Origin of the sequence: Kineosporia sp. NBRC 101731, assembly GCF_030269305.1 — a bacterium.
Lineage (GTDB): Bacteria > Actinomycetota > Actinomycetes > Actinomycetales > Kineosporiaceae > Kineosporia.
Map to the genome: position 1 here is coordinate 49325 of NZ_BSTC01000022.1, position 26319 is coordinate 75643.

Sequence of the window (26319 nt, forward strand, 5' to 3'; positions counted from 1 at the left end):
TTACCGAGAGGGTATTTCGGCAGGTGAGATGCACGGCGGATGCCGGGTTGCTCCCCAGATCGTGCGGGCGGAACCGCGATTCGCCGGATCAATCGAGGTTGAGGGCCTCGAACTCCGCATCGGCGACCGTATCCGTGTCGACGTCGAGCCGCAGGTGCCCGAGCATGCTCTGCAACACACGCAGTGCGCTCGTGGCCCGTACCCCCCACGTGGACAGGTAGGAGAACTGCCACCACCACAGCGCCTCGTCCACCCGGCCGTCGCGGTAGTGCCGCAGTCCGTGGGCCAGGTCGGCGGCGACGTCGGCCAGGTCGTCGGACAGGATGCCGCGGATCAGTTCACCGGACGTCAGCGGGTCGACGATGTCGGCGTACTCGTCGAGACCGTCGAGCAGGTTGGCCAGACCGGTGCGCAGCGGGTCGATGTCGGGGTCCGGGCCGGCGTCCGGCTCGAACCGCTCGCTCGGGACCACATCGGTGATCGCACCCAGCCGGGCACCGCCGAGCAGGATCTGGGAGACCGCCAGCAGCAGCACCGGGATCGCCGTGTCCGGCGAGGAGCCGGCCGCCACCTCGGTGAGGGCGTTCAGGTAGGTCTGGGCATCGGTGGCCGTCTCCTCGGCCAGGTGATGCAGCTCCCGGGCCTCGTCGGCCTGCTCGCCGGTCAGGTCGATCGACGAACTGCCGCGGGTGCGTGCCTGCGGGATCGCCGAGGCACTGGCCTGGTGACGGCCTCGCGGGCCGGTGAGACGGCCGAACGCGTCGCGCTCGGGGTGCAGCGGATCGAAGCCGTTCCTGCGGGACTTCTGGTAATCGTCAGACATCGAGCAGTCTCCTCCCCTCGAAGGCCCGGCCCAGCGTGAGCTCATCGGCGTACTCCAGGTCTCCCCCGACGGGAAGACCGGACGCCAGCCGGGTGACCCTCAGACCCATCGGCTTCAGCAGCCGGGCCAGATAGGTAGCGGTGGCCTCGCCCTCCAGGTTCGGATCGGTGGCGAGGATGATCTCGGTGACCTCACCGGAGGCCAGCCGGGTAACGAGCTCCTTGACCCGCAGATCGTCCGGGCCCACGCCCTCGATCGGGCTGATGGCGCCGCCCAGCACGTGGTAGCGGCCGCGGAACTCACGGGTCTTCTCGATCGCGACGACGTCTTTCGACTCCTCGACGACGCACAGCACGGTGCCGTCCCGCCGGGCGTCACTGCAGATCCGACACAGCTCCTCCGCCGACACGTTGCCGCACCGGACGCAGAACCTGACCTTCTCGATCACCTCGGTGAGAGCAGACACCAGCCGGCGCACGTCCACCGGGTCTGACTGCAGGATGTGGAACGCAATGCGCTGCGCGCTCTTGGGACCGACGCCGGGAAGATGCCCGAGTTCGTCGATCAGGTCCTGCACCACGCCCTCATACACAAGCAGGAGCCTACGTGCTGCATCGGGCGGCGTCGCCCATCCCGCGCCTGCAGTCGCGGTGGGACGTCGCCCCGGACGAGTTGGACGAGTTACCCCGGCCCGTCGATCACCGCGTCCGTGAGCGGCGGCCAGGCCTGCTTGGACCAGTCGCCGAAGTCCTGGTCCGACAGGCAGACGCAGGCCAGGCCGTGGTCGGGGTCGGCCCACAGAAAGGTTCCACCCGCCCCGAAATGGCCGAACGCGTGCTGCGAGATCCGGGTACCGGCCCAGTGGCCCGGCCGGGCGAAGTTCCGCTCGAAACCCAGACCCCAGTCCAGCGGGTCGAACCGGCCCAGACCGGGAAGGATCCCGGACAGCCCCGGGAAGTGCACCCGCACGGCCTCGTCCAGGGTCTGCCGGTCGATCAGCCGGGGATTCAGCAACTCGGCGGCGAACTTCGCCAGGTCGGCCGCCGTGCTCCGGCCGCCCGCCGCGGGTGACCCCGGCAGCGAGGTGGCGGTCATGCCCAGCGGCGTCAGTACGGCCTCGGTCAGGTAGGTGCCGAAGTCGATGCCCGTGACCTGGGTGAGGTGCCGGGCGAGCACCTCGATGCCCTGGTTGGAGTAGATCCGCCGGGCTCCCGGCCGGGTCACCGCGGCCGAGCCGGAGTCGAACCCGTAGCCGGCCGTGTGCGCCAGCAGGTGCTCGACCGTCGCCCCCTCCGGACCCGCCGCGTCGGAGAGCGCGAGAGCCTCTTCCTCCAGCGCCACCAGCACGGCGTAGGCCGTCAGCAGCTTGGTCACCGAGGCCAGGGCGAACTCGTGGTCCTGGTCGCCCCGGGTCTCCACCACGGTGCCGTCGGCCCTGATCACGGCGGCCGACGTGTTGGGCACTCCCCAGAGGTGTTCCCAGTCGTCGATACCGGCGAGCATGCTCACAGGTCCCGCTCCTCGATCACACGACCGCCGAGCAGCTTCTCGATGGCCTGCACGCCCACCAGCGGTGGGTTGTCCAGGTCCTCGCCGCCCATGTCGCCGCCCATGTCCTCGTCCAGGTCGACGACGTTCTTGCGCTCCCGGGCCGCGGCGTTCACGGTGCCCGGGGCGGGGTCCGCCGGCTGCGGGGCCGGGGCCGGCCGGTTCTGCGGCCGGCCGCCCCGCGACGGTGACCAGCTGCTGTCCGGCGGGGCCTCGTCCTCCCGCATCGGCTCGTTCAGGTCGGGCGGGATGTCGTCGTAGGGCGAGGCCGCGGGGGTCGGCATGGCGTGTTCGTCGTCCGGCGCGGCGGTCTGGCCGCGCTTGTCCTGCAGCTTCGCGACCGGGTTCGGGCCTGTCTGTCCCTCCGCCGCCCGGGCGGCGGCCGCCGCGGCTACGGCCCGGGCCGCGGCCGCACCGACGGAACGGACCGGGGCCTCCTGGGTGACCTCACGGGTGGTCTCACGGGTGGCCAGGCCGACGCCGCCGGACGACTCCGGGGCGGCCGGGGACGCCAGACCGGCCGGCGGTTGCTGGTTCTGCGAGACCTCGGTCCAGGCCGAGGCCGGCGGGGGACTCGGCCGGGCGCTCGGCGGTGGGTTCGGGGCCGGGCGCTCGGTCCAGCCGTTCCGGGGACCCTGCGAACCCTGAGAGCTCTGGGTTTCCGGGGGCGGGGCCGGGCGGGGCTGTGGGGCGGAGTGCGGAGTCACCTCGGCCGGCGGGGCCGAACGGGCGGACATGATCGGTCCGCCTGGTCCCGGCTGTCCGCCCGGACCCGGCTGCCCGGACGGTCCCGACTGCCCGGACGACCCTGACGGTCCTCCGGCGGGCCGGCCGCCGGCCGCCTGGAACTCCGAGGTCACGGCCGCCTCGACGATGCAGTCCAGGCCGAGCACCTCGATCAGGGCCTGGCGCACGAAGTTGGGGTGCGGGCCGCGGCCGAACGACTGGGCGCGACCGGCCGAGTCGAAGCCCAGCAGCAGCCTCTTACCGTCGTAGTCGAGCACCTGGGCGTACTGCGAGACCAGGCTCCAGGTGGTGCGCTTGATCGAGGCGACCGCGTTGAGCACCTCGGTCCAGTTGCGCCGCACTGCCTCGAGGTCGCCGGCGCCGCCCGGTGAAGGCTGGGCGGTCGGAGAGGCCTGGGTCGGCGGGGAGGCCTGGGCCGGCTGCTGGACAGGCTGTTGCTGGACAGGCTGCGGCCGTGCTGCCGGTGCTGCCGGTGGGGTCTGCGGCGCGGTGGCCGACTCCGGGACGCCCGTCCGGTGCGGTGGGACTGCCGGGTTCGACGTTCCCACCGGGTTCCGGGCGATCGACTCGGACGAGGCGACCGGGACGGCCGGTGCTGCGGTCACAGCTGCGGTGGAGGCGTTCGTCGTCCCCCGTTCCGGGATGGCCTGGGCACCCCCGGGCGCCACGCCCGGACCGTTCTCGGGTGCAGTGTCAGTTCCCCCCTTGCCGATCGCCGCGCGAACGGCGGCGAGGCCGGAGGAGCGGGACTGAGGGCCGGGCGACTCGGCGTACGCCGGGGCCGACACCCCGTTCTGGGGTGCCCCCGGGGCCGCGGCCACTACGGCCCCGGAACCGATGCGCTTCTCCAGGCGGTCGAGACGGGCGCCGAGACCGCGCTGCTCGTCGTCGGCCGCGGGCAGCAGTAACCGGGCGCACAGCAGCTCCAGCTGCAGGCGGGGCGAGGTGGCACCGGTCATCTCGGTGAGCGCGGCATTGGTCACGTCGGCGGCCCGGGACAGCTCGGAGGAACCGAACCGGCCTGCCTGACTGCGCATCCGTTCCAGCTGGTCGTCCGGCATGCCCCGGAAGACCGCGTGCCCACCGTCCTTGACCGCCGCGACCACCAGCAGATCACGCAACCGCTCGAGCAGGTCCTCGACGAACCGCCGGGGGTCGTGCCCCGACTCGATCACCCGGTCGATCACCCGGAAGACCGTGGCTCCGTCACCCGCGGCCAGGGCGTCGGCCACGTCGTCGAGCAGGGTGGAGTCGGTGTAGCCGAGCAGGCCGATCGCGGTGGCATAGGTGAGGCCGTCCTCCCCCGCGCCGCCCATCAGCTGGTCCAGCACGGACAACGTGTCCCGCACCGAGCCGCCACCGGCGCGCACCACCAGGGGCAGCACGCCCTTGCCGGCCGGCACCCCCTCCTGCTCGCAGAGCTCGGCCAGGTACTGCACCAGCCGCTCCGGCGGGACCAGGCGGAACGGGTAGTGGTGTGTGCGCGACCGGATGGTGCCGATGACCTTCTCCGGCTCGGTCGTCGCGAAGATGAACCGGATGTGCTCCGGCGGTTCCTCGACGATCTTCAGCAGGGCGTTGAAGCCCTGCGGCGACACCATGTGCGCCTCGTCGATGATGAACACCTTGTAGCGGTCGCGGACCGGCGCGAAAGCCGCGCGCTCACGCAGGTCACGGGCGTCGTCGACACCACCGTGACTGGCCGCGTCGATCTCCACCACGTCCAGGCTGCCGGGCCCGCCGCGGGCCAGGTCGACACAGGACGGGCAGGTGCCGCAGGGCGTAGGGGTGGGACCCTGCTCACAGTTCAGGCAGCGCGCCAGGATGCGCGCGCTGGTGGTCTTGCCGCACCCACGCGGGCCGGAGAACAGGTAGGCGTGGTTGACCCGGTTCTTCGTCAGGGCGACCGAGAGCGGCCCGGTGACCTGCTCCTGACCGATCACCTGGGCGAAGGACTCGGGCCGGTAGCGGCGGTAGAGAGCGGTCGTCACGGCCGTCAGCCTAGGACAGTTGGGGTGGGCGCTTCAGGCTCGAATCCAAGATGTGGAGAAGTCCACCTGATCGCCTACAGATCCTGCTTGCCGGCGGGCCGGAACCGGGCATGAAAGGACCCCCCGCACACCCGCCAGAGCCTGCCTACCCTTGCTGCCTTCCGGCCCTGGGGGAGTTCAGCTGGTTGACGCCGCACGAGGGGTCTGCGCACCACTGTACCGAATCCTGGGCGGGTGCCGGACCAGCCCCCGCCGGAGAACCCCGCCAGAGCTGCCCGGGCCACGCCGGGGAGACCCCGTGTGCACGAGCACTCCCCAGATCTGGCTAGACTCTCCCACGGAGGATTCGCCTAGTGGCCTATGGCGCTCGCTTGGAAAGCGGGTTGGGTTAACGCCCTCAGGGGTTCAAATCCCCTATCCTCCGCCAGCTACGGCGGCCTGTTCCTGCACCTCAGCGTGCGGGAGCCGGCCGCCGTACGTCGTTCCGGCCCAGGCCCGGATCCTCAACGGATCGTCGCAGTTCGGTTGCACAACGCCATGAAAGTGGCGCAGGCGACGACAGAGACGACACAATCCTGAGGGTGATTTTCAAGGCAGTCGGCGAGGGCCGTCCGTATCCCGATCATGGGTACAGCACGTCCAAGCAGTGGTCCGACGTGCCGCCCAGTCAGGTCCGGCTGGACGACCTGGTCACCACCAAGCGCACCCTGGACCTAGATGCACTCCTGTCCGAGGACTCCACCTTTTTCGGTGATCTCTTCGCCCATGTCGTTCAGTACCAGGGCGAGCTTTACCTGGAAGATGGTCTGCATCGCGCGGTTCGTGCCGCGCTGCACCAGCGTCCCGTGCTGCACGCCCGGGTCCTGGTGATCGATGCTCAGGACGGCCAGGTGGGGGCTGCGCCCAGGGGCTGACCCGGCTGACCCGTCCGTGCCCGAGGGGGGCGTGGCCGATGGGGTCCAGCACGCATGTCCCGACCCGCGAGGAAAAGGCCCGGCGCCGACGCCGCCGGCAGAGCCTGACCTTCACCGCACTGTTCCTCGGCGTCCTGCTCGCCGGGGTGGGAGCACTCGGGAACTCCCTGGGCTGGTGGGTCGTCACCGCACCGGGACGCAACCGGCCGGCCTGCCCGGAACAGAGCGTCAGCCGACCGAACCAGACCTCGGTGAACGTCTATAACGGCACCGACCGGCGGGGCCTGGCCGGGGCGGTCGCCGACGAACTGCGCCGCCGGAAATTCCATGTGGTCGACGTCGCCAACGCCCCGGACGGGGCGCAGACGATCGCGGTCACCGTCAGGTACGGCCCCGGTGACCGGGTCCTGGCGCGCACCGTGGCCCGGCAGTTCCCGGGCCGGGTGAAACTGCTGCCGGAGCGGCGGGCCCACGGCGACCACTCCGTGGACGTGGTGATCGGCAGACGCTACAAGGCGATGCGGGAACGCACGCAGGCCGCCGCGGCGATCGCCGCCGATCCCACCCCGCGCGGCTGCCGGACCCCGACCGGTTCCTCCGCATCGACGGGACGGCGGCCCGGTCCGCCGTCCCGGGCAAGACTGTCGGTGGTGGCGCTTAATGTCATCAAACGTCATCAGGTGGTGTGGAACGACACCACCGAACGGGTTGATGAGCAGGCGGGGGGTCGCCATGTGTCTGAAGTGCGATGGGTGGAGCGATGAGGCCATCCTGGAGAAGAGCCGGAGCGACATCGAGCTCCACGGCTGGGGATACGTGCATGTCGAGGGCGATGGCGGGAGCCCTTGCCTCACCTACACGGTGGGCATGACCCGCTTTCACGGGCATCCTGAACTGGTGGTCACCGGGCTGGATGCCCGGCAGGCCACCACACTGCTCGACGACCTCGCCGACCAGATCCGGTGCGGGCTCCGGCTGATCGCCGGCGATCGGCTGGTCGAACACTGCTGCGACGTCCACCGGCTCCAGCTGGTCGGGGTGGACGACCCGCGCCGGCTGGTGCAGGCCCAGGAGATCTACGCCAGTGCAGCCGGCCTGGTGCCGGCTCTGCAGGTGGTCTACACCGACGACCAGGGGCACTGGCCCTGGGAGCCCGACTGGGCCGGGGGTACCTGGTGGCAGCCACTGCTCGGCCGGCCACCGCACCCCTGACGCACCCGTCCGGACGGGCCCGTCACACCTGGGCCCGTCCGCGTTCCCGGTCCTGCGCCTCGTCGAGATCAATCCGGAGCGGTCGGGAGGGCAGGAACGACGGGATGTGCCGGGCCGGGCGCGGTGCCCCGATCCCGGTCCGGATCCCGTTCGGCGAGGTCTCCGGCACCGTTCCGGGTGCCGGCACGGAGGTGGGCACGGCGCTCGGGGGCACGGTGACGGTAGACGTGGGGGCCGGGCCGGCCTTGATCACACCGAGCCGGGCCAGCTGGTGGATCGCGACCGTGGTGGCGAAGACGCCGTGGCCGAGCATCCAGGCGATGTCGAGAGGGGTGGTGGTGCCGTTGGCCAGGGCGGCGATGTTCCACTGGGTCGCCGTCAGGCGGATCCGCTCCACCGGCAACTGGGGCGCGCGCTGGATCGGTGCATCCATCCGCACACCGCGGGTCATCCGGCCCAGCACCGCCTTCCGGCGCTCGACCTCGGTCAGGACCTCGGCGACGGTGAAGGTGCGCACCGGTTCGCACCAGTGCCAGGCCCCGGGCCGGAACCGGGCGACGGCGCCGGTCGCGTCGGGCACCACGGCGCCCAGGGTGACCAGGGCGGCATCCGCCAGGGCGGTCCGGCGCAGCACCTCGGCATCGAACGCCGAGGTGGCGTCGCCGCTCAGCAACTGCGAGGCGGCCGAGACGGCCGCGTCGATGCGACCCCGGCGCAACGACGACACCAACCGGGCCCAGCTGCGCTCGTCGGTGTAGGTCGGCCGCAGGAGCAGAGCCTCGATGCCCGGCGTGAGCACCGACTCCACGTAACCGATCCGGCCACTGACCAGGTAAACCGTGCCACCCCAGCGACCGTTCAGGTAGAGCGCCCCGGTGGCCTGGTCCTCGGCCAGGTCGAAGAGCCGGTCGTACGCGGTCTCCTCCGACTCGGGCGGTGGTGAGACCGGTGGCGGCGTGCTGTCGCTGGCCCGTCCCCGGCCGGTCCAGCGCCCCCAGACGCTAGGCGCCATGGCCGGGTTCGATCACCGGAGGCTGGATCGCGTGCCTCAGCAGCGGGCCGAGGGCGCGCAGTTGCTGCCGGGCCAGCGCGAGGTTGGTCCGCGCCCGGTCCAGGGTCACGACCACGAGCAACCCGTCCACCCCGGCCTCGGGCAGGGGCGTGATCAGGTGATGCTTGCGCCCGAAGGTGATCGTGACGTCCTCCAGTTCGTCCGGATCGCCGAGGCTGGAGGTCATCAGGCCGATCACCTGGACGACATCACTGGCCGCGGCCGAGATGGTCGCCGCCACGGCCCCGTCGTCAGGAGCCTCGGCCGTGGTGTCGGCCTCGGTGGCCGGCTTCCCCACGACGGTGTCCAGCACGAAGGCCGAATCGGGCTCGACCAGGCAGGCCGTGACCAGCCCGTCGAGCCCTTGCAACCGGGCCAGGACAGCATGGACCGCATCTGAGCCACCCGATGGAACACCCAGGGGGGACGGTGGTGCATTCACCGGCATCAAACCCTGCTCAGAAGCTGCTCTGACAACCGGCAAAGCACTATCACATCGCTATCACGAGGCACAGATATCGAACTCGATTCTCTTTCGTCTTCTACCCGACTTCTTGACGCTGCCCCCGCCTGAGTGCAGTATTCTGCCGCTTACGAATTGTTACAAGCGCCCCGATACATCAGGTTCGATCCGCCACCCGCCGGCCACTTCGATGAACTCGCGAGATGCGCCGAAACGGGCACTCTGACCTTACCCGACACACCCTTGTGTCAACGTCGAAATGAGACTGGAGATCTTCCTGTGGACATCGATACCGCGCTGAAAGAAGCGATGGAGATCGACGGAGCGCTGGGCGTCAGCCTGGTCGACTACGGAAGTGGAATGTCGCTCGGAAGTCTGGGCGGCGGCAAGTATCTCGACCTGGAGATCGCGTCGGCCGGCAACACGGAGGTCGTCCGGGCCAAGATGCGCACCCTGGAGTCGCTCGGCCTGACCGAGACGATCGACGACATCCTGATCACCCTGGGCCGCCAGTACCACCTGATCCGGCTGGTCCGGGGGCAGGCTGCGAGCGGGCTGTTCATCTACCTGGCGCTGGACAAGACCAAGGCCAACCTGGCCCTGGCCCGTCATCACCTCAAGCGCATCGAGGGCGAGCTCACGATTTGATCCCCGCACTGTCCGGTTCGCGTCGACCCACCTCGGTCGCCGCGAACCGGTCGCTTCGCCAACCCCTTTCGAAGAGAGTCGGCTCCCCGCGATGACGGTCCAGGAAACCGAGCATCCGGCTATCGACGTTCTCCGGGTGCTCGCCATCAGCCGCAGTTCGGGTGCACTGGAAGTGCGTGGTGTACCCGGCGGTGCCTTCTTCCTGCACGAAGGAGACGTCACCTACGCGGAGACCATCGGTGTGCCCCCGGTGCCGGAGACCGGTGACCCCGAACTCCCCTCACTGATCCGATCGAACATTCTCGAGGCCGGCGTCGAGATGCTCTCGGCCCCGAGGGTCGAGGGTGACCGCCCTCTGTTCCGGCCCGGCCGCAAGCACTGGACCGGTCTGCGGTACCGCGTCGCCGTCGAGCATCTGCTGGCCGAGATTACCGATCTGATAGCCCATTTCAGAACACTCGGGGTGGGCCCCGACGACGAGGTGAGCCTGTCCTGGCTGCCCCGCGGGAAGACCGTCGTCATCGATGCCCAGCAGTGGGCGCTGACCTCCCGGCTGACCAGCGCCCAGAGTCCGCGCACCCTGGCCCGGCGCTCCGGGATCCCGCTCAGCGCAACCCTCAGCAGCATTGCCTCGATGATCGCCTCCGGGGTGGCCCGGCTCGTACAGGCCGATACCGCGCAGAACCCTTCCGTACCGGCAGATCTCGCGACGGCCGGGACACCCGCCCGGCAGAACGCCGAGCCCCCGGTCCTGCCGCCTGAGACCGGGCCGCTGGAGACCGATCGGGTCGTCTCCGCGTCGACCATCCTGACCGCGTCGAAGCCGATCACGACGCCGCCGCCCCCCGACCGGCTCCCCCGGCGCCGGCCTCGCACGATCGACACGGATCCGGCCGGGGACAGCCCACCGGCCCCGGTTTCCTCCGCTCCGGCCGACTCCGAACGGCCGACGGCACCACCGCGTCCGGCAACTCTTCCCGCCGATCTGGACCCGAACAGCCGGGTGGCTATCGCCCTTCGAGTTCTCGAAGGACTCAAACGGCTCTGACCTCGCCGTCCATGACTCAGACCGCACGGATCGCCATTCATCGGGCTATTCACCTGCGTGGCCGCGTCTCACGAGTCACTACGCAAATCCGCAGTCGCTTCTGTCACTGGCGTGACTTTCTTCAGAGCCCTTTCGGCATCTGCGCCGATTCAGGCATGCATCGCCACTGCAATCCTCACAATGGGGCATTGACGGCGCGGCCTTTGAATTACTGATCAGAAATTGCCGATAACCCGGCCCAACGCAACGAAGGGCGTGGCACTCCAGGATCGGAGTGCCACGCCCTTCGACGGCGGTGGCGGTGGGATTTGAACCCACGGAGGGCGTAAACCCTCACACGCTTTCGAGGCGTGCTCCTTCGGCCGCTCGGACACGCCACCGTGGAGAACCTTACCGAACCAGGGGCCGCTTCATCCAATCCACCCCCCGCAGTCCTCGCGCCGGCCGGGCCCACGCACCCGAAATCCCTTGGACTATCGGCGTTCCGCGAAGAAATTCAGAAGCAGACCGGCAGCTTCCGCACCGCGCACCCCGCCGACCACCTCGACCCAGTGGTTCAGTCGCGAGTCCCGCACGATGTCCCGGGTCGAGCCGGTCGCCCCCGCCTTCGGGTCCCAGGCGCCCAGCACGACCCGGGAGACCCGGGCCAGGACGATGGCCCCGGCACACATGGCACAGGGCTCCAGGGTCACCACCAACGTGGCCCCGTCCAGCCGCCAGCTCCCGGTCGCCGCGGCGGCCTGGCGCAGGGCCAGGAGCTCGGCATGGGCGGTCGGATCCTGGGCCGCCTCCCGCTCGTTGCGGCCTCTGCCCACGACACGCCCGGCGCGATCCACGACCACGGCCCCCACCGGCACGTCCCCGGTCACCGGGGCGAGGGCGGCCTCCTCCAGGGCCAGACCCATCCAGGCATCCAGTCGCGGATCGTCACTCACAGAGACCTCTCCTTCTACCGACCCGGATCCGGGTCTCAAGCCACGAGGCCTCAGGGCCCGGACACCGGTAGGTTGCCCGCATGCGCCTGCACGTCGTCGACCATCCTCTCGTCGCCCACAAACTCACCACGCTCCGGAACCGGGAGACCGACTCGCCGACGTTCCGTCGCCTGGCTGACGAACTGGTCACTCTCCTGGCCTACGAGGCCACCCGCGGGGTCCGGGTGGTGGAGCACGAGATCTCCACCCCGGTCGCCCCGGCCACGGGCGTCAAGCTGACCCAGCCCAAGCCTCTCGTCGTGCCGATCCTGCGGGCCGGTCTCGGCATGCTGGAGGGCATGACCCGGCTGATCCCGACGGCCGAGGTCGGCTTCCTCGGGATGATCCGGAACGAGGAGACCCTCGAGGCCAGCACATACGCCAACCGTCTCCCGGACGACCTGACCGGACGGCAGGTCTACGTACTGGACCCGATGCTAGCCACCGGCGGCACGCTCGCCGTGGCGATCCAGTACCTGATGGAGCGCGGCGCGGACGATGTCACCGCCATCTGCCTCCTTGGTGCACCGGAAGGCGTAGAACATGTCCGTAAGGCCGTCGGCGAAGAGGCTCCCGTGCAGATTGTTCTGGGCGGGATGGACCCCGGCCTGAACGAGCACGGCTACATCGTCCCTGGTCTCGGCGACGCGGGCGACCGCTTGTACGGCGTAGTGTGACCGCCGCCGCTACTATCAACCTCAAGCCGAGGTTGAGACTGGCGCGGTAGCCATGCGTGACAAGCTCGACACGGATAGAACATACTCGAAGCGCTACATTTGTCCTGAGTACACCACTCTGGGGAGGCCGCAGTGACGAGGACCCGGCGAGCGCTCGTGGTCATCCTGGTTGTCTTCTTGATCTACGCGGTCGTCAACGACCCGCGCCAGTCCGGAAACTTCGTGGGCGACATCTGGGACTGGCTTACCAGTGCCGCAGACTCGATCGGGACGTTCTTCGACACGATGTTGTCGAACTGACGTTCCCCCAAGGACGCCGGCTGACATCCGTCAGCCGGCGTCCTTGTTTTGCCCTGGGCCCGGAGAGCCCGGAGGGGCCGCGAGCTACTTCTTCCGCTTCGCCTGGGCCTTGAGGCGCTTGGCCACGGCGGCGGCCGTGTCGAGCTTCCTGGCCTCTTCCGGGGTCGGCGCCGACCCGCCGCGGTTCGCCGGCACCCACCAGCGATCGGCGTCGTCCGCGGGCTGCTGCGGGTACCGGTCCTGCAGTTCCTCCAGCAACACGCCGACACGACTCTGGATCTCGGCGGTGATCTGGAACGCCTCCATGCCGGCCTCGGGCCGGAAGGGCTCGCCCGCCTTCAGCATGACCGCCTTACCCCGCCCGAGGTCGGGCTTGCGGGCCTTGGTGTAGATCCGCTGCCCGCCCCAGATCGCCATCGGCACGATCGGCACGTCGGCCGCCACCGCCATCCGGGCCGTGCCGGTCTTGAAGTCCTTCAGCACGTACGACCGGCTGATCGTGGCCTCCGGGAAGACCCCGACGATCTCGCCGGCCTTGAGGGCCCGGACCGCCTCGTCGAAGGCGCCCGTGCCGGCGGCCCGGTCGACCGGGATGTGGTGCATGCCGCGCATCAGCGGGCCGGCCACCGGGTTCCGGAAGACCGATTCCTTGCACATGAATCGCACCAGGCGCCGCTGCGGGCGAGCGACCAGACCACAGAACGTGAAGTCCAGGTAGCTGATGTGGTTGCTCGCGAGCACCGCCCCGCCCTCGGCGGGTATGTGCTCAGCCCCCTCGACCGTGAACCGGATGCCAAGGGCGCGGAACGCCGTGCGGGCCAACGTGATGACCGGGGGATAGACCAGCTCTGCCACGGACCGAACTGTAGGCGGTCCGCCCCGGGGGCCGGTAGGGCGGTGGACCCGGGCCGCGCGATGCATCCCACATGCGGCCACACCGAGATCCCCGGCTGACCACGACCGGCGGACCACCTGCAGGAACACGTGCGACACCGGCAAATCTATGAATCAGGTGCCACATCGGTACACCAACGGTGTGGCGACCGACGATGACGTCTGGTTATGCATAGCTTTAAGCTGACACGAGCGACATGGAACGGCGGATGGGCTGGGCGGCGCTACTCTGTCACAACGGATTATTCGGTAAATCGTGACAGAACCCCTACCATCGACCTGACCTGGCGTGGCAAGGTCGTAACAGAACGTGCGGATTCAGCGGAGCCCGAAGCAGCGTGACGGCGCCGAGGTTACGGAGGGGTTCACCGGTGCCCTGGAGGTACGAATGGCCGTCATCACGTCGGTAGTCATGCTCGCAACCACTACTAACGATGGGCCCTCGCTCAACTCCAACGGAGTGGTCGAGTGGGGCGTCAAGAACATCATCCCGCTGGTTCTGCTGGTGATCGGGATAGGCATCATCGCCTCTGCCCGAAAAGGCAGGATCAGTGACAACGCCAACACCCTGACCAACGTGATGCTGGGTATGGGGGTCATCGCCGGCGCCGCCGTGCTCTACGGCTTCGCCGGTCAGTTGACCGAACTGGTGTTCGGGAACGGCTGAGGCATGCGGGTATCGCCTGATGACGAGGTCTATCGGGTCAACACCGTGTGGCTCGGCCCGAGCGGGCTGACCTTTCCCTGGACAGCCAGGTACAGCGCGTATGCGGCCTGGTTGGTGGCTTTCCTGCTCATCCTGCTCGTCGAGGCTGTCACCCCGCTCAAGGTGCACATCCCGCCGGTGTGGGAGCTCTGCATCGCCACGCTCGGAACCTACGGGCTGATGGGCTTCATCGATCATGAGCGCCCAGCCAGGGCGGTCTGGCAGACCTTCGTCTCGGATCTCACCGCTCCCCGGGCAGGCCGCGCTAGTAAGTACCGGCTGCAGCCCAAGGTCCGGGTACGGGACAAACGCACCTCAGCCCGGGCACGCAGGGCCAGCAGCTAGGGAGAGACGCGGCCACCTCATGGGGATCTTCAGCAGCGGCCAGACCCGGGCCGCGAACATGGCACTGGCGTTGCGGACTATCGAGGGCAATCTGGCGTTCACGGATCAGGCCGCCTGGGCCTGGTTCGCGCTACCCACGCAGCGCTGGGCCTTCCGGGCCGATGGTGACCGACTCAACCTGATCATCGACACGGCGACCCGGATGGCTGCGCTGTCCGGCCGTCGCCTGCACCTGCGGGTGACATCGCGACCGTACCCGGCCGCTTCCTGGGCCCGGGCACTGGACGCGCGCACGCCTGACCCGCTGCCCGGTATCGACGGGAACACCTGGGCCGATCACCTGGTCAGCGCGCAGCAGCACGTCCGCGCGTCGACCATGGCCGAGAAAGAGGTCTACCTCGGCGTCCAGGTGAGCGAGCGGTCCCAGATGGCGAGCTTCACCCAGCGGGTGCTACGCCGTCCCACCCTCGGCGAGCTGCAGAAGGTGGACAAGGACGCCGCGCTGGTCGCCGAGGCGATCGCCGGCCCCGGTCTGGAGGGCCGTCCGGTCACGCCGCGCGAGCTGGAGTGGCTGATGCGCCGTTCCCTGGGGCTCGGCCTGCCCGCTCCCGGCGCTCTCTCCCCGGTGCAGGATGGCCGCTGGGAGACCGAAGACCTGTACGAGCTCACCGAGGGCGTCGTGCACGAGGCCGAGCCGTTCGCGCCGACCGTGAAGGTCGCCCGCCGCGACCCCGGCGGCTCCGGCACCGAACGTCACGTCAGCGTCCTCACCGTCGGCCGGGTCGACGAGATCGAGATCCCCGACCCCTCGCACGAGCCCTGGCTGGTGCACGCCGACCGCCTGCCGTTCGCGGTCGAGTGGTCGATCCGCCTGGACGTCCTGGACGGCGACCAGGCGCTCGACGCCGTGCAGCGGAAACTGCTGGTGGTCCGGGACATGCAGCGCCACTACCGCGACCACGACCTGGACGAGCCGCTGGCCCTCGAGCGTCAGGCCCGGCAGGCCCGGGCCATCGAGGACGAGATGACGACCGGCGGCGACACCACCGCCTCCCGGGTCCACGGCTGGTTCCGGATCGCGGTGTCCGGCGCCACCCAGGAAGAGGCCCTGGAGCGAGCCCGGCAGGTCGTCGACACGTACCGCAAGCGGCAGGTCACGATCGCCCACCCGAAGGGGCAGCACGGGTTGTTGCGCGAGTTCATCCCGGGGGAACCGCTCTCGTCCACGGCCTACCGCCGTCGACTGCCCACGCTCTACTACGCGGCCGGGGTCCCGGCCGCCTCGTCCTCGCTGGGTGACCGGCGGGGCCCGTACATCGGCCACACCGCCGCCTCCAGCCGGCGGGCCGTCATGTTCGACACCCACTTCGCCACCGAGGTCCGCGAGACCTCGGGTCTGGTCCCGATCGTCGGTGCGCTGGGTTCCGGCAAGTCGGTCCTCGCCGGGCTGATCACCTACGAGGCCGTGCGCCGCGGCATCACCTCGGTGATGCTCGACCCGTCCGGCCCGTTGGCCCGGCTCACCGAACTGCCCGAGCTGCGCGACCGGTCCCGGCACATCGACCTGACCTCGGCGCCGTCGGGCACGCTCAACCCGTACGCCGTGGTGGTCCAGCCCCGGCCGGAGGACTACCCGACGCTCGACGCCCTGGAAGAGGCCCGCACACTGGCTGCGCAGGACCGCAAGCTCCTGGCCCTGGACGTGGCCACGATGTTGCTGCCGCCCGGCCTGGCCGCCGCGCCGCGCACCCGGCTCGTGCTCACCGAGGCGATCCGGGCGACCAAGGGCGCACCGCAGACCAGTCTGTGGACCGTGGTCGAGTTCCTGGAGTCCCGGCAGGACGACCACGCCGCCGACATCGCGGCCTACCTGCGCGACATGGCCGAGATGCCGCTCGCCCGGTTGTTCTTCCCGATCGGCCCGAGCACCGAGCCGATCCACGACGAAGCCGTGCTGACCGTGCTGACCATGCCCGGGCTGCTGCTGCCGCCCGGTTCCGTACCCCGCGAGCACTGGTCCACCCAGGAGCAGATGGCCGTGCCCCTGCTGCACCTGGCCTCCTGGTACGCGACCCGCACGATCTACGGCCGGCCGCGCAACGAGCGCAAGCTCGTGGCCCTCGACGAGACCCACTTCCTCGGTGAATGGGGCGCCGGGCGGGCGCTTTTCACCAGGCTCGGCCGAGACAGCCGAAAGTGGAACACCTGCGTCCTGGCCGCTTCCCAGAACCCCGCCGACGTTCTCGGCATGGAAGTCTCCAACTTCATCTCAGCCGCGTTCGTCGGACGGATCGAGGACGACCAGGTGGCCGCTGACGCCCTGCGCATGCTGCGGGTTCCGCCCGGGGTCGGGTACGAGGGTGTACTGGCCCGGCTCTCCCCCCGCTCGAGTACCGGAAACCGTTCCGGCCTGCGCGAGTTCGTCATGCGCGACGTCGACGGCAATGTCGACCGGATGCGGGTGGACCTGGATCATCTGCCGCAGGTCCTGGCCGCCCTGGACACCACCGCCGCACCGTCGTCGCTGCCTCGCCCGCCGGAGGAGTCGCGGCCGATCCGCGAACCTCGCACCGACCAGATCGACCTCACCGCAGTGGAACTCGACCCGTCCGGCGCGCCCGTGGGTTCCGGCCGGCCGGTCGCCAGCGGTGTGGGTGGTTCCTGGAGCTCCCGCGGTGGGCTGCGTAACGGCACTGATCCCCAGACCCCACCCGGAGGGTCCCGGCACGCCCTGCCCGTCGGCGCGTCCCGGGCCCGCCGGGGCACCCGTCCGCGGAACGGCACCGCCACCGGTGAGCACGCGACTCTCGGTACCGGATCGCACCGGGTGCTCGACGGCCCGGGTGATTCACCCTCCACGAACGGGAACGGCTGGCCGGCCGCTCCCTCGGACAACGACCGTCGTTCCGACGAGACCGGTGGGCAGCGATGAGGCACCGTCGGCGCGCCGTTGTCATTGCCGCCGCAGCGTTGGCCCTGGCCGTCGCCGGTGCCATCGCCGCCCCGGCGGCCCTGGCCTCCGGTAGTACCGGTCCGGCCGTGAAAGCATCGGCCGCACAGACCGTCGGCGTAGGCGTTGCCTCACCCGGCAGCGTCACCACGGCCGGTCTGCTCAGCGCCCCCGCCGCGCCCTTCTCCGACTGCGCCGAGGCCCCGGTGCCGGAGGTACCCGGTCGCGGTGTGGTCGGCTTCTTCGAGACGCCGCCCAAAACCCTTCCGGCGGATGAAGACCCGTTCGCCGACAACGCCAAGGTCTCGATCTACGAGGTCTACGGCTACGCCGGGGTGCGGTGGAACACGTACGACCTCGGGTGTGGCTCGGACATCGTCCGTAACCCCGACGCCTCGATCGGCACGGCCATCGGCAACTGGATCCTCGAGGTCCCGACCACGATGGTCGCCGCCACCGGCGCCGTGCTGGACGCCGCGTTCTCCCCCGACTTCCTCGGCGTCTTCGACCCGCTGATCACCAACGTCGTGGACACGCTGCAGCGCACCGTGTTCGAGCGCTGGGCGTTCGTCGTGGTCGCCGCACTCGGCCTGCTGCTCATCTGGCGGTCCCGGCAGGCCTCGCTGGCCTCGTCGGCCGGGGCCATCGGCTGGGCGCTGTTCGTGATGGTGCTGGTCACCATGGTGTTCCGCTGGCCCCTGGTGGCCGGGCACGCCGCCGATCAGACCGTCACCACCACCCTCTCCGCGGTGTCCAGCGGGCTCAACGGGAAGTCCGCCGACGGCAACGCCGGCGCGGGCACCGAGGCGACCTCCGGAATGCACCAGTCCCTGCTTTACGAGTCCTGGCTCGGCGGCACCTTCGGCAGTACCGACTCCGACGTGGCCGAGAAATACGGTCCGGTCATCTTCGACGCCACCGCGCTCACCTGGCGCGAGGCCGCGGTCATGCAGTCCGACCCGGCGCAGGGCAGGAAGATCATCGAGGCCAAGGAGAAGAAGTTCGAGACCGCGGCCAAGGAGATCAAGTCCGCCGACCCGGACGCTTACGAGTACCTCACCGGCAAGCGCTCGGACAGCCGGGTGGGCTACGCCATGCTCGCGCTCATCGCCACCCTCTGTACGGTGCCGTTCCTGTTCATCGCCGGCCTGCTCGTGCTCGGGGCGCTGATCATCGTCCGCTTCGGTGTCATGCTCTTCCCCGCCTTCGCGACGCTGGGCCTGTTCCCGACCATGCGGACCCTGGTGACGGGAATCGGCAGCACCGTCGCCGCGGCCCTGATCAACGCCATGGTCTTCGGTATCGGCGCGTCGGTCACGGTGCTCGGGATGGGCGTGCTGCTCTCCCCGACCAGCGCCACCCCGGGCTGGCTGAGCGTGATCCTCATGCTGCTGCTGACGATCGTCATGTGGGTGGCGCTGCGTCCTTTCCGGCGCCTCACCCAGATGGTCAACAGCCGGGAGAACCACTTCGCCGGCGCGGCGGGCGGGGTCTCCACCACGGCCCGGGGAGCGGCCCGCACCAGCACCCGCATCCTCACCGGTGCGCTCAGCACCTTCCTCGGCGTCTCGACCGCTCAGCGAGCCAACCCGGCCCAGGCGATCGCCGACGCCCAGGCCGCGGAGGGCCGCGCCCCGCAACGCATCGAGGGCATCAGCAACTACCCCGTCCCGGCCACGGCCGAAGGGGTCCTGCCGGCCGAGGCCCAGGGCGCACCCGCCCCGGTGGTCGCAGCGCCGGCCTCTCTCAGCAATGGCGTCACGGTCAACACCAGCCAGGTCACCGTGGTCCGCGGACCGGCCGTCACGAGCCGCGGCGAGGCCGGAGCGGCCCCGGCCGTTCCCAGTGAGGGCGGTGAGATCTACGCACCCACCGTCGCACCCGGCAGCCGGATCGAGTCCGCGACGGTCAGCCAGGGCAGCGGAGCCGGCCGGGCCGCCGCCCGGGCCGCCCTCTCCGGATTCGGCGGACCGGCCGAACGCGAAGACACCCCAGGTCGTTTCGAGACCGGTAGCACTCCCGGCCGGCCGAAGCGCGAGTTCGCCGCCGAGCCCGCGGCCAAGGTCGGCAGCGAGGGCTGGCGGCCCCAGGACGACGGCGCCCCGGTCATCCGTCCCGGCGACCGCGGCTTCCAGCGTCTGGAGAGCGAACCCTCGGACCATTTCGAGACCGAGCTCGACGAGGTCTTCCGCCCGCACCGTTCCGGCGCGGAATCCAGCTCTGACGACCGCGCCGGGCAACGGTAGGGCCAGCGTCAGATGACATCCAGTTCGGCAGGTTCCCATGGTTGCTGACTTCATCACCTGGCTCTGCAAGAGCCCGCGCCGCCTGGTCGTGGTCAGCCTGAGCGCGATCATCCTGATCTTCGTGATCGGCAGTGCCGCCGTCGGCGACAACGAGAAGAGCAACAGCAACGATAGTGGAGACGACCTGACCCGGGCCGCCGTGACCGCGGCCGTGGTTCCCGCGTCCGACCAATATGTCTCCGCCGCAGTCAATTTCGTCAGGCTGTGGGCCGAGCTGAAACCGGGTGAGACGTCGGCCGACTGGCTGGCCGCGCTCACCCCGCTGGCGACCCAGGACTACGCCACGGCCCTGAAGAGCACCGACACCGCCACCCTCCCGGGCACCCAGCCCGAGGGTGAACCGGTGGTCCGGTTCCTCGCCCAGGAGTCGTCCATGATCGCCGTCCCCCTCGCGGACGGGTCATCGGTGCTGGTGACCGTGGTCGCCGGGGAGGGGACGTCCGAGCCGATGGTGTCCGACGTGCAGCCCAACACCGGAGACTGAGCCATGGAACGGCGTGTACCGCTCAAACTGGTGATCGCGCTCCTGGCGGTCCTTGCCTTCCTCGGGGGCGGCCTGGTTCTGGTGCCGGCCATGATGATGATGGGCATTGCCGGAGTGTCGGAAGACGAGGCCAGCGGCGTCTCCCGGGCCCGGTGCAGCCCGATCTCCCAGACCGGTAACACCAACGTCGTGCTCAACGACGAACAGCTCGCGAACGCCCAGACGGTGATCGAGACCGGGGTCTCGCTCGACGTCCCGGCCCGCGGACTGGTCGTGGCCGTGGCGACCGCCATGCAGGAGTCGACGCTGCAGAACCTCTCCGGGGGCGACCTGGACAGTGTGGGGCTCTTCCAGCAGCGTGATGCCTGGGGTTCGCAGGCGCAGCGGACGGACCCGGAGCAGGCGGCCAAGATGTTCTACACCGGCGGTCAGGGCGGCCAGCGCGGTCTGAAGGACATCCGTGGCTGGGAGTCGATGCCGGTCACCGAGGCCGCCCAGGCCGTACAGGCATCGGCCTTCCCGTTCGCCTATGCCCGCTGGGAGTCCATGGCCTCCTCCCTGGTGGAGTCCGTGGTCGGCGACGACCCCCTGGGCTGCGACGAGAACGCGGTCGCGGCCAACCTGCCCACCGGCTCGGTCGGGAAGATGCTCCAGACCGCGCTGGAACAGCAGGGTGACCCGTACGTCTGGGGGGCCGTGGGCCCGGAGTCGTTCGACTGCTCCGGCCTCATCGTCTATTCCTGGCGCAAGGCCGGTCACCCGCTGAGGATCCGGACGGCGGCCCAGATGATGGACAACTCCACGATCATCGAGCCGGGCCAGGAGAAGCCGGGCGACCTGCTCTTCAGCGCGCTCGGCCAGCGTGGTTCGGCCGGGCACGTGATGATCGTGGTGGAGCCGGGCACTGCCGTCCAGGCGCCGAGAACCGGCCTGGACGTCAAGCTCTCCAAGTACAAGGTCGACGGCGTACACAACAAGATCGGCCGGCTCAACGACTCGGCCTTCCTCCAGAGCGCGCCGGCACCGGCCTGAATCAGCCCGCCGTCCGCATGAGTTCGACCGTGATCACCGTATCGTCCATGATCGCCACCGCACCGCCCATCGCCGCGTCGTTGCCCTCACCCCGCGCGGCCTGGGCGGATGCCTGACTCATCGACCGTTCCACGGCCGACCAGTCCACCGCGGCCCAGTCGGCCCAGGAGTCGGGCTCCCCGGGAAGCCGCACGGTGAGGTGCCCGCGGAAGGTGCGCCCGTTGGCGACCTCCATGGTCACGAACCAGACGTCGATCTTCTCCAGCGCCTCGCCGTACGCGTGCCCGGCGGGACCGTACGTCTCCAGCGCCCGGGCCAGGTTCCGGAGCGTCTCGCGCAGCACTCCGGGCCGGTCCGGTGTTCTCAGAAAGATCTGCAGCAGAAGGCGTTCCCGCTGACCGGAGGCACCGTCGAGCATCCGCGCGCTGAGCCGACGGTCGACCGCGACGATCAGCCGGTCCGAGGGCCGCATCCAGTGCTGCAGCGTGTCCCGCAGCGAGTCCTCCCGGGCGGGAGCCCCGGAAAGACGTTCCCGCCCGACCAGGAACAGCACCGTCTGCCCGTAGACCCCCTCGACGGTCAGGCTCGCCAGCTCGAAGTTCGGCGCCTGGGTGGCCAGCCCGGTCAGCACGTCGCGCAGCAGGCCGACGCGGGAGTGCGCGGTCAGGGCCAGCGTGCGCCAGTTGCGTTCCGGATCACTGGCCGCCTCGTCGTCCGGTACCACGTCGAAGTCTTTGTCGCTCAAGGGTTTCGACGACGAAAGGGGGGACAACGGCGGACGTTCGGCGTTGATCTGCACCAGCACCGAGAGCTTGCCCCCGCCGAAGGCCATGCCGTCCATGCGGTGTACCCGGTAGAGGAAGGAACCCAGACCCCGCAGCGAGTCGCCCCGGCGGTAGGTGACCCCGACGCTGAGCTGGATCCACCGCAGGCCCTGGCCGGCGTGGCCGGGTGGTGGCGGGGCCGGTAGCTGCACGCTGCCGACCTGGAAGTTGTAGCGGGCCGCGGCGGACACCACGGCCATCACCGGGTGCCGGGACAGGGCGATGGCCACCGGCGACACCGGCAGACCGATCATGATCCGCAGCACCCATTCCGGCGGCTCCTGCGGTGCCACCCGGTCCGGGTCGAGAGGCACCGGGGCGACCACGTCGTCCTTGTCCCCGCTGACGGCCCGCCAGTCGTCCATCGGCTGGTCGCGGAAGACCAGGTAGGTCATGGCCCGGCCGGCGGTGGCGGACTGCACGGCGCCGAGCAGGTTCACCGGGTCGGGAGCGGCGGCCCGCACGTCGACGCCGCGCGCGTTGAGGAAGCGCACCACCGACCGCCGAGCGGTGGTCACCGGGTTGCCACCCGTCTGGCTTCCCTCCAGCAGCCGTAGCAACTGCCCCTCCCCGGCGGGGCGGGTGACCACGTAGGCGAACGCGTCCCGGCCCAATAGCAGAGCCTCGGTGATCAGGGCCCGGCTGCGGCGCCCGCGCAGCATGTCCACGCGGGCGTACTCGGGCGAGTAGGCGCTGGTGACCCTCATCCGGGCCGACCGGGAGCGTTGTCCGGGCTTGGACCGCAGCGGCTCGGTGCGACGGAACCGCAGCATCAGCAGCGACTGCACCACGAAGGCGGTGACGGCGGCCCCGGTGGCGTAGTGCAGGGGCAGCAGGGCCAGGGCCATGGCCAGCAGCACGGTGGGCAGCACCGAACCGAACATCAGCCAGTAGGTGGCCCGGGTCATCAGGCCGCGCAGGGTGGAGGCGTGCCCGAGTTCCACCCGGCCGGCCAGCACCGCCGAGAACAACGTGAGGATGGTGGCCAGCACCTGCACGGCATCCCCGGCGCCGTCCCCCTTGGGCGGGTAGAGGCCCAGCAACACGCAGAGCACCCCGAGCACGGCCAGGTTCAGGCCGCCGGTGTAGCGGGCCACGTCGGAGACCTCGGACAGCGCCAGGTCAGCCTCGATCCGGGCCCGGATCGGCCGGGCCCGGATCGCGATGTCGTCGACCGAACTGGCCCGCAGCATCACGAGATTCACACTGGCGGTGTTCACGTCGACGCGGCGCCGCATCCAGCGGGGGAACCAGGAGCCGGAGTCCCAGGCCTGCCACAGCCCGGCCATGCCGTCGCCGAGCACCCCGTCGGCACGCACCCGGTCGAGATGCCCGCGCAGCTCACGCAGTCGCGTGTCCAGGCGGCGGGTGAGCTCCTCCCGGGTCGGGCGCCGCTGCCCCCGGGAGAACCACCCGCGCGGCCCACCGTCGTCCGCCAGTTCTTCGTGCGTCGCCTCGACCAGGTAGTAGCGCAGGCTGTCGAGTGCGGAATCCACCTTGTGCAGCGCCATCTCGGCGATCTGCACGTCCACCCAGGAGGAGGGGCGATCGGGCGGCATCTGCCGGGGGAACAGGCGTCGCATCAGCGCCTCGAGGCGCTCGAACGGGCTGGGAAGCTCGACGTCGATACGTCCCTGCACCCGGTCTCCACGGCAGACCACCCCCTCGGGCAGCACCAGCCGGATCTGCCGGTCCGCGTGGGCGGTCGGGGCGAGCAGGTCGATGCTCAGCAGGGCCCGGGGCTGGAACCAGGCCCGCCCCTGCCGCACCAGCCGTCGCGAGGGCACGTGCACCGTGTACGACATCGGCCTGCCCTCGTCGCGGATCGCGATGACGACCAGGGTGGTCCCGACCAGCGCCTCGAGGATCTCCCCGACGTGCGAGCCGAGCGCCGGCCGCAACCGGCCACCGTCTTCCAGCCAGGAGTCGACCCGGGAATCGACGGCGATCGGACCGGTCCCCGGTCCACCCGGAACATTGGGCCCGGTCAGGACTTTCATGACCTCGGTATCCAGCCCGGGTCGCGGTCCGGCGGTCCGCTCCGGCGCCTGGACCACGGCAATGGTGGACGTCGGCGGGCTCGGCTCGGGCGGGTGGAGGCCGGCCGGGGCGTCCGCGTCCGAGAACTCCTCGGCCAGGGAGATGTCCGCGGCCAGAATCGCGTCGAGCAGGTTCCGGGCGTCCCGGATCCCCTCCGGCACCGTACCCCCGGCGGGTAGCTCGCCACCTTCGGCCATCGGCGAGGCACCTGGCAGCATGCGCCGGATAGCGGCCGACAGCAACAGCTTCTGCGTTCGCTGCACCACCGCCCCAGGCTCCGGGCCGGTCTGCTGCGGCCGGCGGGTCATCACGTTGATGATCATCTCGGCCAGCGCCGCCGAGAGACGCTGGCGCACCTCGGCCTGGGTCAGCCGATGAATCCGCTGCCCGTTCGCGTCGCTGACCTCCAGCGACGCGATCGGGTCGGCCTCGTCGTCGGCCCACCGGTCGAGCGGCACGTCCAGCCGGTTCTGCCGGAAATCGGCCAGGAACTTCGGGTCCCGGCTCCTCGACGGCTCCCGGGGACGCATCGGCGGCAGGGCCAGCAACGGCAGCCAGGTCAGCCCGGCGTCCAGCTCGAACGCCTCGTGATCGGCGTAGGACAGGTCGACGTCCACGACCACGTCGGTGTCCACGGCCTGGGCCAGCTTGACGTGCAGTACCTCGGTCGTGCGACGGCACCAGGAGTTGTTCGCGACCAGGTAGAGCAGTTCCCGCCCGAGCCGGGAGTCCCGCTCGAACCGGACATCTTCGCTCCGGTACTCCTCGAGCGTTACCTGGCCCAGAGCCGCGCGCAGCCGTTCGGTACGGGAGATGACCGCCCGCTGCTGCTCCTCCTGCGTACCGGCCGCCTCCGCCATCCAGCCCTCCACCCGCGCGTCCGCCCGCTCGAAACTACCTATCAGCCAATCGAAATGCGCCGAACCACCGGCGGATCGGGCCACCCCTCGGGGCGCAGTACCGCCACTGCCGCAGCCACGTCGGGAGCCAGGTCGAGGTCGGTACCCGCGACCCGCCCGACCCCTGACGGCATCGAGGCCGACCAGGTCGCACCCTCAGCGTCCGAGGTGACCACATGACGCAGGGGCAGAGACAGCCCGTGCCCGCTGGCCTTGACCGACGACTCCTTGCGCGCCCAGGTGAGCAGGCGCCGGTGCTCGCGGTCGGCCCGGCGCTCGGTGGCGGCCCACTCCTGGTCGGCGAAGATCGAGTTCCGCAACGCGTTCCAGTCCACCGTGCGCCCCTGCTCGGCGTCCACGCCCACCTGTACCCCGGGGGCGGCGAGCGCCACGATGACCACCTCACCGGAGTGCGAGAGATTGATCTCCACATCCCGACTACCGTCGGTGGCTTCGAGAAATGGCTTACCATGCCCGTTCTCGCCGCACGAGATACAGAACGACCCGAGCTGCAACTGTGCCGGTGGGGTTCCGGTGACGGCCGAGAGCAGCCGCCGCAGCATCGAGTGGGCGGCCAGCCCACGGTCCCGGTCCTGCGCGCGCCGGTAGCGCTCGATCTTGGCCAGGCGGGTCTCGCTCAGGTCGGCCGCGAGCTGCGTCCGGACGTCGTCGGCGAGGTTGCCGACGTCCACCCGGGACCACCAGATCTCGATCTCCGTGCCCCGTGGCGCCGGGTGGCTGCCCGGGGAAGGGATCGCGTTCAGGACGTGCTCCCGCGGCGTCGTCGTCGGGGGTGTACGGGCTTCAGGCACCCGGACAGGATGCCCTGATCGGCGTGGCAATGCCACGAAACCCCACAATTCCGCAACCGCCCCGTGTCCATCGACTGATCATGCCCGACCCCGGGGAGCCGGTCAGAGGCGGGGGAAGTACTACTCGCCCTGCTCACGCTCGCTGGGCTTCTCCAGCACCACCACCCGGGCACCGCGCGGGTTCAGGTGCTCCATGAACCGCTTGATCGTGCCGCCCTTGCCCGCCGCGTCGCGACCCTCGAAGAGGATCACCACCTTCTCGCCGGAGCTCTTCACCCAGTTCTGGAGTTTCAGCAGCTCGATCTGGAGCAGCCGTTTCTCCGCCTCGTAGACGTCGCGGCCCATCCGCTCGGAGTACGGGTAGCCCTCGCGCCAGGTGTCCACCGGGTCCCCGGCCGGGGTGATCAGCACCGGGTCGTCGTCATCGGTGTCGTCGACGCTCAGGCCCTCCACGGGCCGGCCGCCGCCGGGCGCCCGCAGGTGCTCGCTGAGTTCGGCCATCCGCTCGTCCGCCGGGGGGGTTCTCCATCCCGCGACGTTCGCATCGCGTACCGGCTGTCCGACAGATCGTGAGGCGGAGTTTCACGGCCCCAGGGGCAGGAGTTCACCGCTCGTTGGTCAACGGTTGCCC

General features: G+C 70.2%; 23 protein-coding genes, 2 tRNA genes, 1 other RNA gene and 1 pseudogene. 14 read left to right on the top strand and 13 right to left on the bottom strand.

What is annotated here, in order from left to right; all coding sequences use genetic code 11:
• Positions 1-88: 88 nt before the first annotated feature.
• From QSK05_RS34125 to ffs, 5 genes are all read right to left on the bottom strand, one after another.
• A complete protein-coding gene (locus QSK05_RS34125) occupies positions 89-823 on the bottom strand; it encodes a DUF5063 domain-containing protein (RefSeq protein ID WP_285601549.1) in 735 nt (244 codons plus the stop codon).
• Positions 816-1415, bottom strand: a complete 600-nt coding sequence (gene recR / locus QSK05_RS34130; RefSeq protein WP_285601550.1) for a recombination mediator RecR — start codon at positions 1413-1415, stop codon at positions 816-818. The genes QSK05_RS34125 and recR overlap by 8 nt, the downstream gene beginning before the upstream one ends.
• 89 nt (positions 1416-1504) lie before the next feature.
• Complete coding sequence (locus QSK05_RS34135) at positions 1505-2326, bottom strand: serine hydrolase domain-containing protein (protein ID WP_285601575.1); 822 nt, start codon at positions 2324-2326, stop codon at positions 1505-1507.
• A gap of 2 nt (positions 2327-2328) precedes the next feature.
• Entirely contained in the window at positions 2329-5109 is a 2781-nt protein-coding gene (locus QSK05_RS34140) for a DNA polymerase III subunit gamma and tau (protein WP_285601551.1), read from the bottom strand.
• A 111-nt stretch (positions 5110-5220) separates the two neighbouring features.
• Positions 5221-5317, bottom strand: an RNA gene (ffs, locus tag QSK05_RS34145) — signal recognition particle sRNA small type.
• 131 nt (positions 5318-5448) lie between these two features.
• Here ffs and QSK05_RS34150 point away from each other — a divergent pair.
• The 4 genes from QSK05_RS34150 (at position 5449) to QSK05_RS34165 (ending at position 7235) form a co-directional block, all read left to right on the top strand.
• Positions 5449-5536, top strand: a tRNA-Ser gene (locus QSK05_RS34150).
• A gap of 154 nt (positions 5537-5690) precedes the next feature.
• On the top strand, positions 5691-6023 hold the full coding sequence (locus tag QSK05_RS34155) for a type II toxin-antitoxin system VapB family antitoxin (protein ID WP_231483862.1): 333 nt from the start codon (positions 5691-5693) through the stop codon (positions 6021-6023).
• A 38-nt stretch (positions 6024-6061) separates the two neighbouring features.
• Positions 6062-6787: a LytR C-terminal domain-containing protein gene (locus QSK05_RS34160; protein ID WP_285601552.1), complete on the top strand. Its 726-nt coding sequence runs from the start codon at positions 6062-6064 to the stop codon at positions 6785-6787.
• Positions 6756-7235 carry a DUF4262 domain-containing protein gene (locus QSK05_RS34165; protein ID WP_285601553.1) on the top strand — a complete coding sequence of 160 codons (480 nt, stop codon included), beginning with the start codon at positions 6756-6758 and terminating at the stop codon, positions 7233-7235. The genes QSK05_RS34160 and QSK05_RS34165 overlap by 32 nt, the downstream gene beginning before the upstream one ends.
• Positions 7236-7257: 22 nt before the next feature.
• Here QSK05_RS34165 and QSK05_RS34170 read toward each other — a convergent pair whose 3' ends face one another.
• Positions 7258-8247: a hypothetical protein gene (locus QSK05_RS34170; protein ID WP_285601554.1), complete on the bottom strand. Its 990-nt coding sequence runs from the start codon at positions 8245-8247 to the stop codon at positions 7258-7260.
• A complete protein-coding gene (locus QSK05_RS34175; RefSeq protein ID WP_285601555.1) occupies positions 8237-8728 on the bottom strand; it encodes a hypothetical protein in 492 nt (163 codons plus the stop codon). Before QSK05_RS34175 ends, QSK05_RS34170 begins: the two co-directional genes overlap by 11 nt.
• Positions 8729-9058: 330 nt before the next feature.
• Here QSK05_RS34175 and QSK05_RS34180 point away from each other — a divergent pair, with 330 nt between their 5' ends.
• A complete protein-coding gene (locus QSK05_RS34180; protein WP_269327084.1) occupies positions 9059-9397 on the top strand; it encodes a hypothetical protein in 339 nt (112 codons plus the stop codon).
• A 91-nt stretch (positions 9398-9488) separates the two neighbouring features.
• On the top strand, positions 9489-10445 hold the full coding sequence (locus QSK05_RS34185; protein WP_285601556.1) for a hypothetical protein: 957 nt from the start codon (positions 9489-9491) through the stop codon (positions 10443-10445).
• Positions 10446-10738: 293 nt separating this feature from the next.
• Here the strand turns inward: QSK05_RS34185 and QSK05_RS34190 are convergent.
• Together QSK05_RS34190 and QSK05_RS34195 are read right to left on the bottom strand one after the other, a co-directional pair.
• A tRNA-Ser gene (locus QSK05_RS34190) sits at positions 10739-10825 on the bottom strand.
• 93 nt (positions 10826-10918) lie between these two features.
• Positions 10919-11350: a nucleoside deaminase gene (locus QSK05_RS34195; protein ID WP_352303611.1), complete on the bottom strand. Its 432-nt coding sequence runs from the start codon at positions 11348-11350 to the stop codon at positions 10919-10921.
• Between the two features lie 110 nt (positions 11351-11460).
• Here QSK05_RS34195 and upp point away from each other — a divergent pair, with 110 nt between their 5' ends.
• Together upp and QSK05_RS34205 are read left to right on the top strand one after the other, a co-directional pair.
• A complete protein-coding gene (gene upp, locus QSK05_RS34200; protein WP_285601558.1) occupies positions 11461-12096 on the top strand; it encodes a uracil phosphoribosyltransferase in 636 nt (211 codons plus the stop codon).
• A 132-nt stretch (positions 12097-12228) separates the two neighbouring features.
• Positions 12229-12396, top strand: a complete 168-nt coding sequence (locus QSK05_RS34205; protein ID WP_231483853.1) for a hypothetical protein — start codon at positions 12229-12231, stop codon at positions 12394-12396.
• Between the two features lie 84 nt (positions 12397-12480).
• Here the strand turns inward: QSK05_RS34205 and QSK05_RS34210 are convergent, their stop codons facing one another.
• Positions 12481-13251, bottom strand: a complete 771-nt coding sequence (locus QSK05_RS34210) for a lysophospholipid acyltransferase family protein (RefSeq protein ID WP_285601559.1) — start codon at positions 13249-13251, stop codon at positions 12481-12483.
• A gap of 427 nt (positions 13252-13678) precedes the next feature.
• Here QSK05_RS34210 and QSK05_RS34215 point away from each other — a divergent pair, with 427 nt between their 5' ends.
• Genes QSK05_RS34215 through QSK05_RS34240 form a run of 6 tightly spaced genes read left to right on the top strand, consistent with a single transcriptional unit; the run spans position 13679 to position 21113 of the window.
• Positions 13679-13957: a hypothetical protein gene (locus QSK05_RS34215; RefSeq protein ID WP_231483851.1), complete on the top strand. Its 279-nt coding sequence runs from the start codon at positions 13679-13681 to the stop codon at positions 13955-13957.
• Positions 13958-13960: 3 nt separating this feature from the next.
• Positions 13961-14341 carry a hypothetical protein gene (locus QSK05_RS34220; RefSeq protein WP_231483850.1) on the top strand — a complete coding sequence of 127 codons (381 nt, stop codon included), beginning with the start codon at positions 13961-13963 and terminating at the stop codon, positions 14339-14341.
• Positions 14342-14360: 19 nt separating this feature from the next.
• Positions 14361-17273, top strand: coding sequence for an ATP-binding protein (locus QSK05_RS34225; RefSeq protein ID WP_285601560.1), 2913 nt, complete (start codon positions 14361-14363; stop codon positions 17271-17273).
• Positions 17270-19537 carry an MFS transporter gene (locus QSK05_RS34230; protein ID WP_285601561.1) on the top strand — a complete coding sequence of 756 codons (2268 nt, stop codon included), beginning with the start codon at positions 17270-17272 and terminating at the stop codon, positions 19535-19537. Before QSK05_RS34225 ends, QSK05_RS34230 begins: the two co-directional genes overlap by 4 nt.
• A gap of 37 nt (positions 19538-19574) precedes the next feature.
• On the top strand, positions 19575-20081 hold the full coding sequence (locus QSK05_RS34235; protein ID WP_285601562.1) for a hypothetical protein: 507 nt from the start codon (positions 19575-19577) through the stop codon (positions 20079-20081).
• Between the two features lie 3 nt (positions 20082-20084).
• Positions 20085-21113 (top strand): C40 family peptidase, encoded by a 1029-nt coding sequence (locus tag QSK05_RS34240; RefSeq protein WP_285601563.1) that lies wholly within the window; start codon positions 20085-20087, stop codon positions 21111-21113.
• A gap of 1 nt (position 21114) precedes the next feature.
• On the opposite strand, the gene QSK05_RS34245 is transcribed toward QSK05_RS34240, so the two are convergent.
• The 3 genes and pseudogenes from QSK05_RS34245 to QSK05_RS34255 all read right to left on the bottom strand — a co-directional run.
• On the bottom strand, positions 21115-24837 hold the full coding sequence (locus QSK05_RS34245) for a hypothetical protein (protein ID WP_285601564.1): 3723 nt from the start codon (positions 24835-24837) through the stop codon (positions 21115-21117).
• Positions 24838-24878: 41 nt separating this feature from the next.
• A complete protein-coding gene (locus QSK05_RS34250) occupies positions 24879-25688 on the bottom strand; it encodes a 4'-phosphopantetheinyl transferase family protein (RefSeq protein ID WP_285601565.1) in 810 nt (269 codons plus the stop codon).
• Positions 25689-25817: 129 nt separating this feature from the next.
• Positions 25818-26189, bottom strand: a pseudogene (locus tag QSK05_RS34255) (hypothetical protein); the annotation flags it as partial.
• Positions 26190-26319: the final 130 nt, after the last annotated feature.